Genomic DNA, 15,042 nt, shown 5'->3' on the forward strand with positions numbered 1-15,042 from the left:
ACGAAGGCGCCGATCATGTAAATCTCGCCATGGGCGAAGTTGATCATCCCGATGATGCCGTACACCATCGTGTAGCCGATCGCGATCAGGCCGTAGATCGCTCCAAGCGAAAGGCCGTTGATCAATTGCTGTAGAAAATAGTCCATCAGGCAGGCTTCTCCCACTCTCCCAGATCACCGAATAGGCAGGCTCACGAGACCTTTGCCGAAAACCTGAATTAAGCCGTGTGCGGCGGCGGAGTTCCGATCCGGATGAACGGGGGAGAACATCCAGGACCGAGGCAGGGGACGCTTGGAATCCCGCCGCCGCACCCGGTTACTGCCGAAGCCCCGCCGGATGCTGGATCCGGCGGGGCTTCGGGCGAAATCGTTACAGGGGACCGCTGCCGACGTCGGTGGGGCGGGTCTGCGCGTGGCGGAGCAGGCGGCGGATCAGGTCTTCCGTCATCCGGATACGCGACGAGGCTATCCGGATATGCGACGAGGTCGCGGGGGTGCGGTCCTGCACCCGAGCGGCGTTCCGTCGTTCGACCATAGCCAACAGCTCTCCCTTGCGCGGCACGGCTTTGAGGCCGTGGCGTTCCCACCGGCATCGCTGCCGGACATCCTGTCGTGAATCTCGGGTCAGTTCGGGCGGAATGACCGCCCGGTCCGGACCAGTCGGCGAGAGGCGCCGCGCCTTACCCTGTTCAAAACTGTTCTTGGTCTTTGGCCCCGGCACTTAAGCACCGGTTGCGGATGTTACCCTTTTTCTTATGACAGACAGGTAATGCAACTTGATCCGTGTGCGCAACACTCTCTTTTGAACGGCAGAAAAAAACAACATTCATCGTGGATTCAGCAGAAAAAACCGAACGAAATTTTTTGATGTCTCGATTCCCAGAAATTTCGTTCAGTTCTTTGTCAACAGCTGTTCACATCTCAGCCGACCAGTCCGCGCGGGTCGGTGAAGGGCTGTCCCAGAGCCTCGGCGACCGCCGGATAGGTCAGCCGGCCGGCCTGGACGTTCAGCCCGGCCAGCAGGTGCGGATCCTCGGCCAGCGCCCGTTTCCAGCCCTTGCCGGCCAGCGCCTGGACGAAGGGCAGGGTGGCGTGGTTCAGCGCCTCGGTGCTGGTGCGGGCGACGGCGCCCGGCATGTTGGCGACGCAGTAATGGACGACGCCGTCCACCACATAGGTCGGGTCGGAATGGGTGGTGGCGTGGCTGGTCTCGAAGCAGCCGCCCTGGTCGATGGCGACGTCCACCAGCACCGAGCCGCGGCGCATGCCGGCGAGCTGGTCGCGGCGCACCAGCTTCGGCGCCGCCGCCCCTGGCACCAGCACGGCGCCGACCACCAGATCGGCATCGGCCACCAGCCGGTCGACCGCGTCGGCCGAGGCGTAGACGGTCTTCAGCCGCGGCCCGAACAGGTCGTCGAGCTGGGCCAGCCGGGGCATGGAACGGTCGGCGATGGTGACGTCGGCGCCCAGCCCCATCGCCATGCGGGCGGCGTTGGTGCCGACCACGCCGCCGCCGATGACCAGCACCTTGCCGGGCAGCACGCCGGGCACGCCGCCGAGCAGGATGCCGGAGCCGCCGTTGCTCTTCTGCAGGGCGACGGCGCCGACCTGGATCGCCATGCGGCCGGCGATCTCCGACATCGGCGCCAGCAGCGGCAGGCGGCCGGCACGGTCGGTGACCGTCTCGTAGGCGATGGCGGTGCAGCCGCTCTCCATCAGCAGCCGGGCCTGTTCGGGATCGGGGGCGAGGTGCAGATAGGTGAACAGCACCTGATCCGGGCGCAGCCTGCGACATTCCGCCGGCTGCGGCTCCTTGACCTTCACGATAAGCTCGGCCTTCGCGAAGACCTCCTCGGCGGTCTCGGCGAGTTCGGCCCCCGCCGCGCGGTAGGCCTCGTCGGAAAAGCCGATCTCGGCGCCGGCGCCGCTCTGCACCAGCAGGGAATGGCCGTCCGCCGTCAGTTCGCGGACCGATGCCGGCGTCAGCCCGACCCGGTACTCGTGGTTCTTGATTTCCTTGGGAACGCCGATGCGCGTGACCATGCCAGAACTCCCCGATCCGAACGCCCGTTTCAGTCAATCCGGCCAATCAGGTCCCGCCAGCCGATCTGGTATCCCGGGAAACCATCGGTGGGGCTGATTGTCTCAGCGATGTCACTATAAGGCCGGCGGACCGGGTGAATCTCTGCAAAGCCTTGCATGAATCCCCCATAGTGTGGTGGAGCTTTCGCATGATCCGCCACGTCTTCGAATAAAGTTGCATGCACGCCCTGGATGCCCTGGACCACAAGATCCTCCGCCTGCTCCGCAAGGATGGCCGGATGAGCAACGCCAAGCTGGCGGCGGAGGTCGGGCTGTCGCCATCGGCCTGCCTGCGCCGCCTGCACATGCTGGAGCATTCCGGCGTCATCCGCGGCTATACCGCCATCATCGAGACGGTGGACGAGGAGCGGTCGGTGACGGTCATCGTCCAGATCACGCTGGAACGGCAGACCGAGGAGTATCTGCGCCGCTTCGACGCCGCCGTCCGCCGCTGTCCGGAGGTGCGGGAATGCTATCTGCTGTCCGGCAGTTCCGACTATCTGCTGCGGGTGGTGGCGCAGGACCCCAGCGATTACGACCGCATCTATAAGGACTCGCTGTCGCGCCTGCCCGGCGTGGTGCGTATCCAGTCGAGCTTCGCCATCCGCAGCGTCGTACGCCCCGGCAGCCTGCCGGCGCTGGAGGAGCAGGCGGACTGAAGACGGGGGCCGCTTACAGCGCCTGTTCGAGGATCGCCCTGGCCGGTGCGTATTTCTCGGCAACCATCCGGGGCCCTGCGGCGAGGGCGGCGACGCGGGCGGGATCGCTGTTGTCCAGATTGTCGGCCAGCTTGACACGGATCGCCGTGACGTTGCCGCTCGCGGCGATCCGTCCGATCCAGTCCAGGTAGGTTCCGTCCGGATCAAGGTTCCGGCTTACCAGTTGGATGGCGGTGATGGCCTCCTCCTCGATCCCGGCGGTCCGGAGATCGTCCGCGCTGACGCCGGCATCCTCGATCGCATCATGGAGCAGAGCGGCCTGAAGCTCAGCCTTCGTGGCGTCGGGGAACCGCTCCATCAGACGGTGGGCGACCCGTTCCAGATGCATCCAATAGGGGGCGCCGGCCTTGTCGACCTGACCGTGGTGGAGGGTCTTGGCGAACTCCAACGTGTCGCGAAACCAGACCGCGTTCAGCACCGCACTTTCTCCTTTTCACGTCTTTGCTTCGTAACGTCGACGGTATAACCCCGGTTCAGCCGAACAGGTCGAGTTCCGGGTCGGGGGCGGTTTCCGGGTGGGTCAGGTCGGTGCAGCCGATGCCGATCAGGCGGAAGGCGCGGCCGTCCACCTCGCGCTCCAGCAGGGCGATGCCGGCGGCGAGGATCGCCTCGGCCGAGCGGGTCGGCTCGACCCGGCGGGAGCGGGTCAGCTGCTGGAAATCCTTGGTCTTCAGCTTCAGCACCACGCTGCGGCCGAGCAATCCTTCGCGCTCCAGCCGGCGGGCGACCTTGTCGGCCAGCGGGCGCAGTTCCTGCGCCAGGGCGGGCAGGGTGGTGACATCCCAGTCGAAGGTTTCCTCCGACGAGATGCTCTTGCTCGGCGACTCGGGATGGACCCGGCGGGAATCCTCGCCGCGGGCGTAGCTGTAGAGCACCCGGCCCATGGCGCCGTAGCGCTTCACCAGCCAATGCTCCTCCTTGTCCTGGAGGTCGCCGACGCGGGTGATGCCGTCGGCGAACAGCTTGCGCTCCAGCGCCGGGCCGACGCCCCACAGGATGGTGACCCGCTTCGGCGCCAGGAAGGTTGCCGCCTCCGCCCGGCCGAGTGCCGAGAAGCCGCGCGGCTTGTCGAGGTCGGACGCGATCTTCGCCAGCAGCTTGTTGTAGCTGAGACCGATGGAGGCGGTGATGCGCAGCTCGCGCTCGAACCGGCGGACGATCTCCACCAGCGCCTGGGCCGGGCTGATGCTGAGGCGATCCTCGACGCCGGTCAGGTCGAGATAGGCCTCGTCGATGCTGATCGGCTCGACCAGGGGGGTGAAGGCCTCCATGATCGCGCGGGCGTAATGGCCGACCTCTTTGTACTTGGCGATGTTGGGGCGGATGATGGTGGCGTCGGGACAGCGGTCCAGTGCCTCGCGGATCGTCATGGCGGAGCGCACGCCCGACATCCGTGCGACATAGCAGCAGGCGGCGACCACCCCGCGATGGTCGTCGCCGCCGACGATCACCGGGCGGCTGGCCAGCTCCGGCCGGTCGCGCTTTTCCACGGTGGCATAGAAGCTGTCGCAGTCGATGTGGCCGATGGGCAGGCTGTGCAGCTCGGCATGGCGGAACAGCCGGCGGCTGCCGCATTTCGGGCAGCGCGTGACGTCACCTGGCAGGGCGGCGGCGCAGTCGCGGCAGACGCTGTGCGGGGCGGTGGTCATGGTGACGGCAGTTTAGCAAAGGGGGGCGCGAACCGCCAGCTTATGCGTACAAAGGAAGAACGAATGGTGAGTTCGGCGGATCGGAACAAGGCCGGCGGGTATCACCGCAGCACGTCGCCGCCCACCGCCAGCCGGCCGGCGACGACGGCGGCCTGGGTGCGGCTGACCACGTTCAGCTTGCGCAGGATGCTGGAGACGTGGACCTTCACCGTCTGCTCCGACACGTTGAGATCTCCGGCGATCTGCTTGTTCAGCTTGCCGTCGACGATCATCGTCAGGATGCGCAGCTGCTGCGGCGAGAGGGAGGCGAAGCGGCGGGCGGCGTCGGCCTCGTCGGCTTCCGCCGAGGCGGCGGAGAGCGGTGGGGCCCAGGTCTCGCCGGAGAGGATGGCGCGGATGGCGTCGGCCATCGCCGGCATCGACAGCGATTTCGGGATGTAGCCCGAGGCGCCATAGGCCAAGGCCCGGCGGATGGTGTCGGAATCCTGCAAGGCCGACAGGATGGCGACCGGCACCGTCGGGTGATGGGCCAGCATCAGGAACAGGCCGGCGAAGCCGTGGGTGCCGGGCATGTTGAGGTCGAGAAGGACGAGGTCGATGTCATCCGGCCGCTGCCCCACCGCGGTCATCACCGAATCGAGGTCCGGGCATTCGATCACCCGCACCTCCGGCATCGCCTTGCCCAGCGCGTCGCGCAGCGCCGCCTGGACCAGCGGATGGTCGTCGCCGATGACGATGGTCGTTTGTCCAGCCGTTATCGATGCGCTCGCAGCGCTGTCCTCGCCCATGGCTTCCGCACTCCCCCCATTTGCGACCGTCCGGCTTTTGTCCGGTTCCGGCCTTACCGCTCGGCCACGGCGGCGGTTTGCAGCGCCGCCCCGTTCAGGAAGCGGCGCAGCGACGCCGGCTTCACCGGTTTGTAGAGCACGCCGCAGCCGCAACGCTCCGCCTCCGCCCGCACCGTTTCGGAGCGGTCAGCGGTCAGCAGCAGCCCCTTGACCGGGCGATCCCACAATTCCCGCAACCGCTCCAGAACCGCAAGCCCCGTCTGCCCATCCCCGACGTGATAATCGACGCAGACCACGTCGGGAAGCGCCCCGTCGAAGGGAGCCAGCGCCGCCAGCGCCCCGGCGACATCCGACGCCGTCGCCACCCGGCAGCCCCATTGGCCGAGCAGGGCGCGCAGGCCGGCGAGGATCGGCTCCTCATTGTCGATGCACAGAACCAGCAGCCCGGCGGACAGGGTGGCGGGGGTGGTGACCGGGCGGTCGACCGGGGCGGCGCGCGCCTGCTCCATCGGCACCTCCACCGCGAAGCCGGTGCCGCGCCCGACGGTGGAGCGCAGGCTGACGGGGTGGCCGAGCAGCCGGGCGATGCGGTCGACGATGGCGAGGCCGAGGCCGAGCCCCTTGTCGGCCGGGTTGCCGCCGCCGTTTTCGCCGCCCAGCCGGCGGAATTCCTCGAACACCTCGTGGCGCTTGGCCTCGGGGATGCCGGGACCGGTGTCCCACACCTCGATGCGCAGGCGATCACCATAAACAGGGTCGCGGCGGCGGCGGCAGCCGAGCAGGACGCGGCCCTTGGGTGTGTAGCGGATGGCGTTGGACAGGAAATTCTGCAGGACACGGCGCAAAAGCTGCGGGTCTGAGCGCACCACCGCACCGCAGCCGACCACCTTCAGCGTCAGGCCGCGCTCCTGCGCCAGGGCGGAGAACTCCACCCCCAGCCCGCCCAGCAGCTCGTCGATGGCGAAGCTGCGCATCTTGACCCGGACGTTGCCGGCGTCCAGCGAGGAGATGTCGAGCAGCCCGCCCAGCAGCATCTCTGTCGACCGCAGGGAGGCGGCGGCGTTGTCGATCATGCCGCATTCGGCCGTCCGCTGGTCGGGTGTCGGCAGCGGTCCGCGCATGCTCTCCTCCAGCGCCGAGACGAACAGGCGGGCGGCGTTCAGCGGTTGCAGCAGGTCGTGGCTGGCGGCAGCGAGGAAGCGGGTCTTGCTGGCGTTGGCCGCCTCGGCCTCCGCCTTCGCCTGCTGGAGCGCGTCGGTGCGTTCCTGCACGCGGTGCTCCAGGCTTTCGTTGGCCTCGCGCAATGCCTCGGCGGCGCGGTAGCGCTCGGTCACGTCGGTGTAGGTGGAAACATAGCCGCCTTCCGGCAGCGGGTTGGCGACGATCTCCAGCACCGTGCCGTCGGGCCGGCGCCGCTCGTAACGGTAGGGCCATTGCTGGGTGGCGGTGTCGCGGTTGATCAGCAACGCCTTCATGTCGTGGGCGCTGTATTCGCCGCGCCGCTCGTTGAAGCGGATCAGCTCGGCGAAGGGCACGCCGACCCGCACCATGTCGGCCGGCAGGTCGAGCAGTTCCAGATAGCGGTGGTTCCAGGCGGCGATGCGGTGGTCGGCGTCGATCACGCAGATGCCCTGGCCGATGTTCTCCAGCGTCGCCTGGAGAAGCTTGCGGTTGAAGCGCAGAGCCTCCGACGCCTCGTCCAGCATCGCCATGGCGTCGCCGCGCGACAGCGAGCGGCCCTGGAGCGAGGCGGCCATCACCACCCGCGCCGACGCCGCCCCGATGGCGCCGGCGATCAGCGTCTCGGTGAAGCGGACGGCGTCGAGGTCGGCGGGGCCGGTCTCGCCCTTGCGGCCGGCGGCATGGAGCAGGCCGCCTCTGGCGGCGTAAGCATCGAAGGCGGCGTTGCCGCGCTCCGCCCCGACGAAGCGGATGGCGAGTGCCCGCAGGTCGGCCAGCTTGGCCAGCGCCTGGGGGGTGTCGTCCTCGTCCCGGTCGGCGGTGGCGGTGGTGTAGAAGACGGCCTGGGTGCGCTCCACGGCACTGGGTCGGGCCAGCAGCGAGCCGGCGACGAAGGCGATCAGGTTGGCGAGCAGGCTCCACAGGCTGGCGTGGGAGATGGGGTCGAGCCCGTCGATCCCGAACAGTGCCTGCGGGCGCAGCCAGCCGATGCCCCAGGGGCCGAGATCGAGGAAGGCGTCCGGCACCGGCACGATGCGCGCCATCGACGGCACCAGCAGCGTGTAGACCCACAGCAGGAAGCCGGCCCCGAGGCCGGCCAGCGCCCCCACCCGGTTGGCGCGCGGCCAGTAGAGCCCGCCGAAGAAGGCCGGACCGAACTGCGCCACCGCGACGAAGGACAGGAGGCCGATGACGGTCAGCGGGTAATCGCGGTCGACCAGCCGGTGCATGACATAGGCCAGCAGCAGGATGCCCAGCACCGACAGCCGGCGCACCAGCAGCAGCGTGCCGACCATGTCGCGCCGGCCGACGCGGGCGGCGAAGCGGGGCCGGCTGAGCAGCAGCGGCATCACCACGTCGTTGCACAGCATGGTGCTGAGCGACACCGCGGCGACGATGACCATCCCGGTCGCCGCCGACAGGCCGCCGATGAAGGACAGCAGGCTGAAACCGCTCGCCCCCGCCGCGATCGGCAGGGTGATCATGAAGGTGTCGGGGTTGATGCCGTCTTCGAAGGTGATCAGGCCGGCCACCGCGATGGGGATCATCAGCGCGCTGAGGGCCACCAGATAGGTCGGGTACATCCAGGCGGCGGCGCGCAGATGGCGGGGGCTGTCGTTCTCCACCGTCATCACATGGTACATCTGCGGCAGGCAGAGGAAGGCGATGATCGAGATCGCCGTGTTCGACCACCAGGTCGGGTCGGTGAAGTCGGGCGACAGCAGCGGGGCTGCCTGAGGCCGGGTGATCAGGTCGCCGTAGCCGTCGAACATGCCCCAGACGATGAAGGCCGCCACCGCCAGGAAGACGGTCAGCTTCACCAGGCTTTCGAAGGCGATGGCCAGCATCAGGCCGCGGTGATGCTCGCTGGCGTTGATGTGGCGGACGCCGAACAGAATGGTGAAGACCGCCATCGACAGCGCCACCGCGAAGGCGGTGTCGCCCCAGATCGGCGGCGGCAGGGCGGCCGGTGCCGTCAGCGACGGGGATGTCAGCACATCGAAGCTGGCGGCCACCGCCTTCAGCTGCAAGGCGATGTAGGGCAGCACGCCGACCAGGGCCGTCAGCGTCACCAGCGCCGCCACCGCCTGGCTCTTGCCGTAACGGGCGCCGATGAAGTCGGCGATGGAGGTGACGTTCTGCGCCTTGGTGATGGCGATGGTCTTGGTCAGCACCGGCCGCGCCGCCAGCAGCAGGATCATCGGCGCCAGATAGATCGGCAGGAAATCGAAGCCGCTGGCCGATGCCCGTCCGACCGATCCGTAGAAGCTCCAGCTGGTGTTGTAGATGCACAGCGTCAGCGCATAGAGGATGCCGGCCGACCGCGGCGATGGCGACAGCAGCGCGCCCCCGGCGGTGCGCCGGTCGCCCCACCAGGCGATGGCGAACAGCACCCCCAGATAGGCCGCCGAAACGGCCAGCACCAGCCAACTCTGCACGACCGACGGACCTCTTGGGGTGGGGAGGATCACCCTCTCCCGTCCCAGGAGAGGGCTTTGGAGCGACCCTATCTCAAGCTTCTGTCCGCCAACAACGGGCGGGCTCGGCGTTGCTTAAAAACTGTGCAGCGTTGAACGAAGGTAGGGGGCGCATATGGTTTGCCTTCCGAACTATTCTGTGTCTGCCGGACGCCGCCGTCCCGGTCGCCGCTGGTGCGACGGCTGGTGTTCCAGGCTCCCGGCCTTGGGCATCCGCTCAGGCTTGGGGACCGCCGAAGCGGCCGCTTCCGTCTCCTCCCTCGTGCGGGGGTGGCCGCTTCCGCGCCCGCCGTCCGGGCCCCACCGGCAGTGGACAAACGGGGGCCCCAGTCGGTTTACTGCGTCGTCATCGCTGGGAAAGCGTCGCGAACGGCCCAATCTATGGCAAGATGGTCCATCGTCAGGGAGCCCGGCCGTCGGTGCCGGACCCGGTGCGTGGCCTGAAACGGAAGACGGACGCCCAAGAGAATGCTGATCGACGCCTATTTGGGGTTCCGGGTCGGGGACGTGGTCCTGGACCGCGCGGAGCTTGCCGCCGGCACCGCCACCATCAAGGAAATCCACGTTGTTCCCTGTGACTGGGCGCATGGCCTGACCGGCATCGCCGTGATGGAGAACGGCGCGGAGCGCTTCATTGTCCAGTTGAAGAAGGTCCGCCCGACCGAGGAAGAGGTCGAGACCGAAAGCAACGTCCGGCCCCTGCGCCACCGCGCGCGCTGAAATCGCTCCAGGAAAATCGCCGTAGGACACGGCAAGGCCCGCCGCCCCGGATCGGAGCGGCGGGCCTTCTTTTTTCAGGCGGTGCGGAGACCGCGGCCCGTCAATGACGAAGCTTCAGTGACGAAGCTGGACGCGTCCGCCATTCATGCGCGCGTCGTCGACGCGGGCGATGGCGGGAAGACCGCGCAGGAAGGCGGCGCCGGTGTCGGTCGCCTCGAACAGGACATGGCCCTGGCGGTCCTGGCCGCGGAAACGGGCCTCGGTCGCCATGCCGGCATTGCGGACGGCAGCCGACAGTTCGGACACGGCCTTCCAGATGCGGGCGCGGTGTTCGGCGGCGCTGGCGCATCCGGTCGCATCCGCGACGGCCAGCGTTACGGTAAAGGAATGAAGCTCGATCGCCATGGTGGCACCACGGAACTTGGAGTGCGGGATTTGAAAACCCGGATCGTTCCGGCCATCGGCCGGATACGGCGCCGGCCCTTGGGATCGAGAAACTCAGTCGTAACGGGGAAGCTTCGACAGGACGATGTCGCTGATGAGGCCGCGGAGCTGGCTGACCGGGAGCTGTTCGACCGGAATGCTGACAGCGCGGGCATAGGTCTCGCAAACGTGCCAGGCGTGGTCGGGTTCGACCAGGATATGCCGGGCGAGATCATGTTCGTCGGCGTTCACCCGTCCGGGGAGCGCCTTTTCACAGGCCAGAGCGGTTTGCACCATGTCGCTGGCCAGACTGTGCAGATTCATGGATGGCACCTTCCTATGTTCGGAAGATTGTTGGGGGCACGAACAGACTAGACCTTTGGATCGGTTTCCACAATGGTGCCTATGACGTTCGGCTGTGACAATTCAACGATGCTGTCACAACCGGCGCCCTGGCGATGCCGCCGCGGACCGGCCGATACCGACACCAACATAGGTGGCGGCGAATTATTCCGCCCGTGACCGTTTCGCGGGTCTGACGCGGCAAATTCCGGCCTGACCCATTACCACTCCGCTCTTGCGCCGGGCAAGGTTTCACCTATGGGCGTGCTGCTTTTCCGGCCGGCGGCCCCAACGCCATTGCACGGGCGCGCGTGCTGTGGATTGATGAATGGACCCTTCCGTACCGGAGACCCGATCCATGTCCCCCGACCTGTGGCTCGCCTTCGCCGCCGCTTCCGCCATCATGCTGATGATCCCGGGGCCGACGGTGCTGATCGTCGTGTCCTATGCGCTGGGCCATGGGCGGAAATCGGCCATGGCGACGGTGGCCGGGGTGGCGCTGGGCGACTTCACGGCGATGACCGCCTCCATGCTGGGTCTGGGGGTGCTGTTGTCGACCTCGGCAGCGCTGTTCACCGGGCTGAAATGGGCGGGTGCCGCCTATCTGGTCTATCTAGGTCTCAAGCTGTGGCGGGCGCCGGTCAGGGGGACGGAGGCGATGGCCGACGAGTCGGCAGGGGAGTCGGCGGTGCGGCCCTGGCGCATGATGCTGCACACCTATGCCGTCACTGCGCTGAACCCCAAGAGCATCGTCTTCTTCGTCGCCTTCCTGCCGCAGTTCCTCGACACCGGCCGGCCGCTGGCCGGGCAGATGGTGGTGATGGAGGCGACCTTCCTGGTGCTGGCGACGCTGAACGCCGCCGGCTATGCCCTGCTGGCCTCGGCGGCGCGGCGGGCGGTGCGGACGCCGTCGGTGCAGCGGGCGGTCAACCGGGTCGGCGGGTCGCTGCTGATGGGGGCCGGACTGCTGACCGTGGCGTGGAAGCGGACGGCCTGACCCGAATGGCCTGAGGCGGAGTCCGGCGCGCCAGGATCGCTGTCCGGCGCCGGCTTGTTGACAAATCATTATAACTTCACTGAAAATTGTCAGTGACTTTGGGGATGCACGCGCCGGTAACTTTCCTGAAGCCGGCCGCAGCAAATTGGAACCGCGGGGGCGGTGATGTCCGACGGGGTCAACGGGGGTGGCATGGCGGAAAAGTCCCCGCGGGAGTCCGCAGGCGATGTCCTGGAATTCGCCGCCGAGGCGGAGGAGTCCGCCGACGGCGGGCGGCGCAACCCGCCCTGGCTGATCCTGATCGTTGACGACGACCACGAGGTCCACGCCATCACCCGCGTCGTGCTGGGCGAAATGATGTTCGAGGAGCGGCCGGTCCGTTTCCTGTCCGCCTACACCGCGCGGCAGGCGCGGTCGCTGCTGGCCGAGCAGCCCGGCATCGCCGCCATCCTGCTGGACGTGGTGATGGAGACCGACGATGCCGGCCTGAAGCTGGTCCGCCACATCCGCGAGGAGATGGGCAACCGGCAGGTCCGCATCATCCTGCGCACCGGCCAGCCGGGGCAGGCGCCGGAACGCGATGTCATCCTCAGCTACGACATCAACGACTACAAGGCGAAGAGCGAGCTGACGGCGCAGAAGCTCTACACCGCCGCCGTCGCCGCCCTGCGCTCCTACCAGCACATCGCCGCCATCGAGCGCGGCCGGCAGGGACTGGAGCGGGTGATGGAGGCGGCCGACCATCTGGCCGGGCTGCACTCGCGCTCCCAGTTCCTGGCCGGGCTGGTCGGGCGGGCGGCGGCGCTGGTGACCGACGCCCGATCCGCCCTGCTGTGCGGTGTCGGCGAGGATGGCGGACCGGCGATCCTGGCGGAGGCCGGGCTGCCGCCCGACCTGCCGCCGGAGGCGGCCATCGACATCCTGCCGCCGGAGGCGGCCGCCGACATCATGGCGGCGCTGGCCGACGGGCAGACGCGCTGGGGTGCCCGCCACGGCATCGCGGTCCTGCGCGGGCGCGATGCGGCACCGCTGGCGCTCTGCCTGCTGGGCGGACCCTTCGCCGAGGGCGACCGGCCGCTGGTGGAACTGCTGTGCGGCAAGGCGGCGGCCGGGCTGGACAATCTGCGGCTCTATGAGCGGCTGAACCAGGCGCAGATCGCCACCGTCCATGCGCTGGGCAAGCTGGCCGAATACAAGGACGAGGTCACCGGCGACCATGTGAGGCGGCTGGGCCGCTGGGCCACCGCCATCGCCCGCGAACTCCATGCCCGCAACGCCTTCGCCGACGAGCTGGACGACTGGTTCTGCGACACCATCGGGTTGGCCAGCGTTCTGCACGATGTCGGCAAGGTCGGCATTCCCGACGCCATCCTGCGCAAGCCGGGCCGGCTGGATGACGGGGAGATGGCGGTCATGCGCGAGCACGCTGCCATCGGCGGCAGCATCCTGCGCGACGCTTCCGGCGGCGACCGCCGCGGCTATCTGTCGATGGGCGCCGAGATCGCCGAGAGCCACCACGAGAAGTTCGACGGCAGCGGCTATCCGCAGGGGTTGGCCGGCGACGCCATCCCGCTGGCCGGCCGCATCGTCGCCGTCGCCGACGTGTTCGACGCGCTGCTGCACCGCCGGCCCTACAAGAAGGCATGGGACATCGGCGAGGTGCTGGACCTGCTGCGCGCCGAAGCCGGCAGCCATTTCGATCCGCGGGTGGTCGACGCCTTCCTGGTGGTGCTGGAACGCGACGGGGCGGGAGTGTAACCGGCCGCCCCGCCCACACGTCGATCAGACGCCCAGCACGTCGCGCATGCTGTAGAGGCCCGGCGTCTTGTCCTGCGCCCACAGGGCGGCGCGGACGGCGCCCTTGGCGTAGATCTGGCGGCCGGACGCCTTGTGGGTCAGCTCGATCCGCTCGCCGTCGCTGGCGAACATCACGGTGTGGTCGCCGATCACGTCGCCGCCGCGCAGCGTGGCGAAGCCGATCTCGCCGCGCGGGCGGGCGCCGGTGTGGCCGTCACGCACCTTCTGCCAGACATCCTCCAGCATCACCCCGCGCCCGGCCGCCGCGGCACGGCCGAGGCCGAGTGCGGTGCCCGACGGCGCATCGACCTTGCGGCGGTGGTGCATCTCCAGGATGTCGATGTCGAAGTCGTCGTCCAGCGCGTGGGCGACCTGCTCGACCAGCGCCAGCAGCAGGTTGACGCCCAACGACATGTTGGGCGACTGGACGATGGCGGTGTGGGTGGCCGCGGTGGCGATGGCCGCCTGCTGCGACGGGTTCAGGCCGGTGGTGCCGATGACCAGCACGGTTTCCGACTGGGCGGCGAGTGCTGCGTGCCGCTCCGTCGACTCGGGGCTGGTGAAGTCGATCACTGCATCGGAGTCGGCGAACAGGGCGACCGGATCGTCGATGGCGGTCACGCCCAGCGGCTCCAGCCCGGCCAGCACGCCCAGATCCTTGCCGAGAGCCGGGCCGCCGACCCGCTCGGTCCCGCCGGCCAGCGTGCAGCCCGCGGTCGCCGCGATCTCGCGCACCAGCATCTGGCCCATGCGCCCCGCGCACCCGACGACACCGATCTTCATGACGCCCATCCTCTGTTCAGCTCTTCCGGCCGGACTTTTCCGCCCTCCCAGCGGTTTAGCACAGGCCCGGCCGGGGCTTAAGCGCCAAGGCAGCCGCGCAGCGATGCGGCGAGGTTGCGCATCAAGGTGGGGTAGAGCGCTTCGCCCTGCGGCAGGTCGGCGCCCTCGGGATCGAGCACGCCGGTCCTGGCCTTGGTGCCCTCCACCACCGTGCGGACCAGCGTCGGTTCGAACTGCGGTTCGGCGAAGACGCAGGCCGCGTTCAGGCCGGCGATCTTGGCGCGGATCGCCGACAGGCGCTTGGCCGAGGGGCGGCGATCGGGGCTGACGGTGATGGAACCGACCGCCGACAGGTCGTAGCGCGCCTCGAAATACTGGTAGGCGTCGTGGAAGACGACGAAGGGCCTGTCCTTCAGCGGCGCCAGCGTGGCCTTCAGCTCGGCGTCCAGGGCGTCGATGGCCTGGAGCGTGCGGTCGGCGTTGGTGCGGTAAGCCTCGGCATCGGCCGGATCCTTGGCGGCCAGAGCGTCGGCCGTCGCGGTGACGATGGCGCGGGCGTTGGCGGGGTCGAGCCAGATGTGGGTGTTCAGTTCGTCGTGGCCATCGTCGCTATCCTTATGGTCGTCCTGGTCCTTATGATCGTGATCCTTGTGGCTGTCATGTCCATGCCCCTCATGCCCATGGTCATGCGGCTCCCAGGCGCCGCCCTCGCGGGTTTGCAGCAGGGTCAGGCCCTTCAGGTCCATCAGGGTCAGCTTCGTCGCCTTCGGCGCGTTGGCCTGCAACGGCTTTTCCAGGAAGCCTTCCATCTCGGGACCGACCCAGACCACCAGATCGGCGGCCGACAGCGCCTTCGCGTCCGACGGCTTCATCGTGTAGCTGTGCGGCGAGGCGCCGCCGCGGACCAGCAGCGTCGGTTCGCCCACCCCGTGCATGACGGACGCGACCAGGGAGTGGATCGGCTTGATCGACACCACCACCTTTGGCGCCTCGGCCCAGGCCGGCAAGGCGGCGGTTGCGACGAAGGCGGCGGTCGCAATGGCGGACAGCGCGGTGAGGCGCATGGGAGGGATCCTCTCGACTT

General features: G+C 68.4%; 15 protein-coding genes. 5 read left to right on the plus strand and 10 right to left on the minus strand.

The genetic code is table 11. The annotated features are described in order from the left end of the window. On the minus strand, positions 1-146 hold a 146-nt coding region (locus J2848_RS27755; RefSeq protein ID WP_436232166.1), incomplete at its 3' end, for an ABC transporter permease subunit. A 190-nt stretch (positions 147-336) separates the two neighbouring features. On the opposite strand from J2848_RS27755, the gene J2848_RS27760 reads away from it, so the two are divergent. Next, positions 337-615 (plus strand): hypothetical protein, encoded by a 279-nt coding sequence (locus tag J2848_RS27760; protein WP_149234044.1) that lies wholly within the window; start codon positions 337-339, stop codon positions 613-615. Between the two features lie 305 nt (positions 616-920). Here J2848_RS27760 and ald read toward each other — a convergent pair whose 3' ends face one another. Next, positions 921-2,042: an alanine dehydrogenase gene (gene ald, locus J2848_RS27765; RefSeq protein ID WP_149234043.1), complete on the minus strand. Its 1,122-nt coding sequence runs from the start codon at positions 2,040-2,042 to the stop codon at positions 921-923. A 218-nt stretch (positions 2,043-2,260) separates the two neighbouring features. On the opposite strand from ald, the gene J2848_RS27770 reads away from it, so the two are divergent. After that, complete coding sequence (locus J2848_RS27770; RefSeq protein ID WP_149234042.1) at positions 2,261-2,740, plus strand: Lrp/AsnC family transcriptional regulator; 480 nt, start codon at positions 2,261-2,263, stop codon at positions 2,738-2,740. 13 nt (positions 2,741-2,753) lie between these two features. Here J2848_RS27770 and J2848_RS27775 read toward each other — a convergent pair whose 3' ends face one another. From J2848_RS27775 to J2848_RS27790, 4 genes are all read right to left on the minus strand, one after another. After that, entirely contained in the window at positions 2,754-3,218 is a 465-nt protein-coding gene (locus tag J2848_RS27775) for an HD domain-containing protein (RefSeq protein ID WP_149234041.1), read from the minus strand. A gap of 55 nt (positions 3,219-3,273) precedes the next feature. Then, positions 3,274-4,449: a DNA polymerase IV gene (locus J2848_RS27780; RefSeq protein WP_149234040.1), complete on the minus strand. Its 1,176-nt coding sequence runs from the start codon at positions 4,447-4,449 to the stop codon at positions 3,274-3,276. Positions 4,450-4,550: 101 nt separating this feature from the next. Further along, positions 4,551-5,237, minus strand: a complete 687-nt coding sequence (locus tag J2848_RS27785) for a response regulator transcription factor (protein WP_149234039.1) — start codon at positions 5,235-5,237, stop codon at positions 4,551-4,553. Between the two features lie 53 nt (positions 5,238-5,290). Next, on the minus strand, positions 5,291-8,857 hold the full coding sequence (locus J2848_RS27790) for a hybrid sensor histidine kinase/response regulator (RefSeq protein ID WP_149234038.1): 3,567 nt from the start codon (positions 8,855-8,857) through the stop codon (positions 5,291-5,293). A gap of 507 nt (positions 8,858-9,364) precedes the next feature. Here J2848_RS27790 and J2848_RS27795 point away from each other — a divergent pair. Then, entirely contained in the window at positions 9,365-9,616 is a 252-nt protein-coding gene (locus tag J2848_RS27795) for a hypothetical protein (protein ID WP_109048879.1), read from the plus strand. 114 nt (positions 9,617-9,730) lie between these two features. On the opposite strand, the gene J2848_RS27800 is transcribed toward J2848_RS27795, so the two are convergent. After that, positions 9,731-10,021, minus strand: coding sequence for a hypothetical protein (locus J2848_RS27800; protein WP_149234037.1), 291 nt, complete (start codon positions 10,019-10,021; stop codon positions 9,731-9,733). Positions 10,022-10,114: 93 nt separating this feature from the next. Beyond that, entirely contained in the window at positions 10,115-10,363 is a 249-nt protein-coding gene (locus J2848_RS27805; RefSeq protein ID WP_149234036.1) for a hypothetical protein, read from the minus strand. A gap of 376 nt (positions 10,364-10,739) precedes the next feature. Between J2848_RS27805 and J2848_RS27810 the strand changes: the two genes are divergently transcribed. Together J2848_RS27810 and J2848_RS27815 are read left to right on the plus strand one after the other, a co-directional pair. Further along, positions 10,740-11,378, plus strand: a complete 639-nt coding sequence (locus tag J2848_RS27810) for a LysE family translocator (RefSeq protein WP_149234035.1) — start codon at positions 10,740-10,742, stop codon at positions 11,376-11,378. Between the two features lie 192 nt (positions 11,379-11,570). Then, the gene (locus J2848_RS27815; protein WP_246194206.1) at positions 11,571-13,136 is read left to right on the plus strand and encodes an HD domain-containing phosphohydrolase; all 1,566 of its coding nucleotides are present in this window, start codon (positions 11,571-11,573) and stop codon (positions 13,134-13,136) included. Positions 13,137-13,160: 24 nt separating this feature from the next. On the opposite strand, the gene dapB is transcribed toward J2848_RS27815, so the two are convergent. After that, entirely contained in the window at positions 13,161-13,958 is a 798-nt protein-coding gene (gene dapB, locus J2848_RS27820; RefSeq protein WP_149234033.1) for a 4-hydroxy-tetrahydrodipicolinate reductase, read from the minus strand. A 77-nt stretch (positions 13,959-14,035) separates the two neighbouring features. After that, positions 14,036-15,022, minus strand: coding sequence for a zinc ABC transporter substrate-binding protein ZnuA (gene znuA / locus J2848_RS27825; protein WP_149234032.1), 987 nt, complete (start codon positions 15,020-15,022; stop codon positions 14,036-14,038). Positions 15,023-15,042: the final 20 nt, after the last annotated feature.

This window comes from Azospirillum lipoferum, assembly GCF_024170005.1.
In the GTDB taxonomy this organism is placed as follows: domain Bacteria; phylum Pseudomonadota; class Alphaproteobacteria; order Azospirillales; family Azospirillaceae; genus Azospirillum; species Azospirillum lipoferum.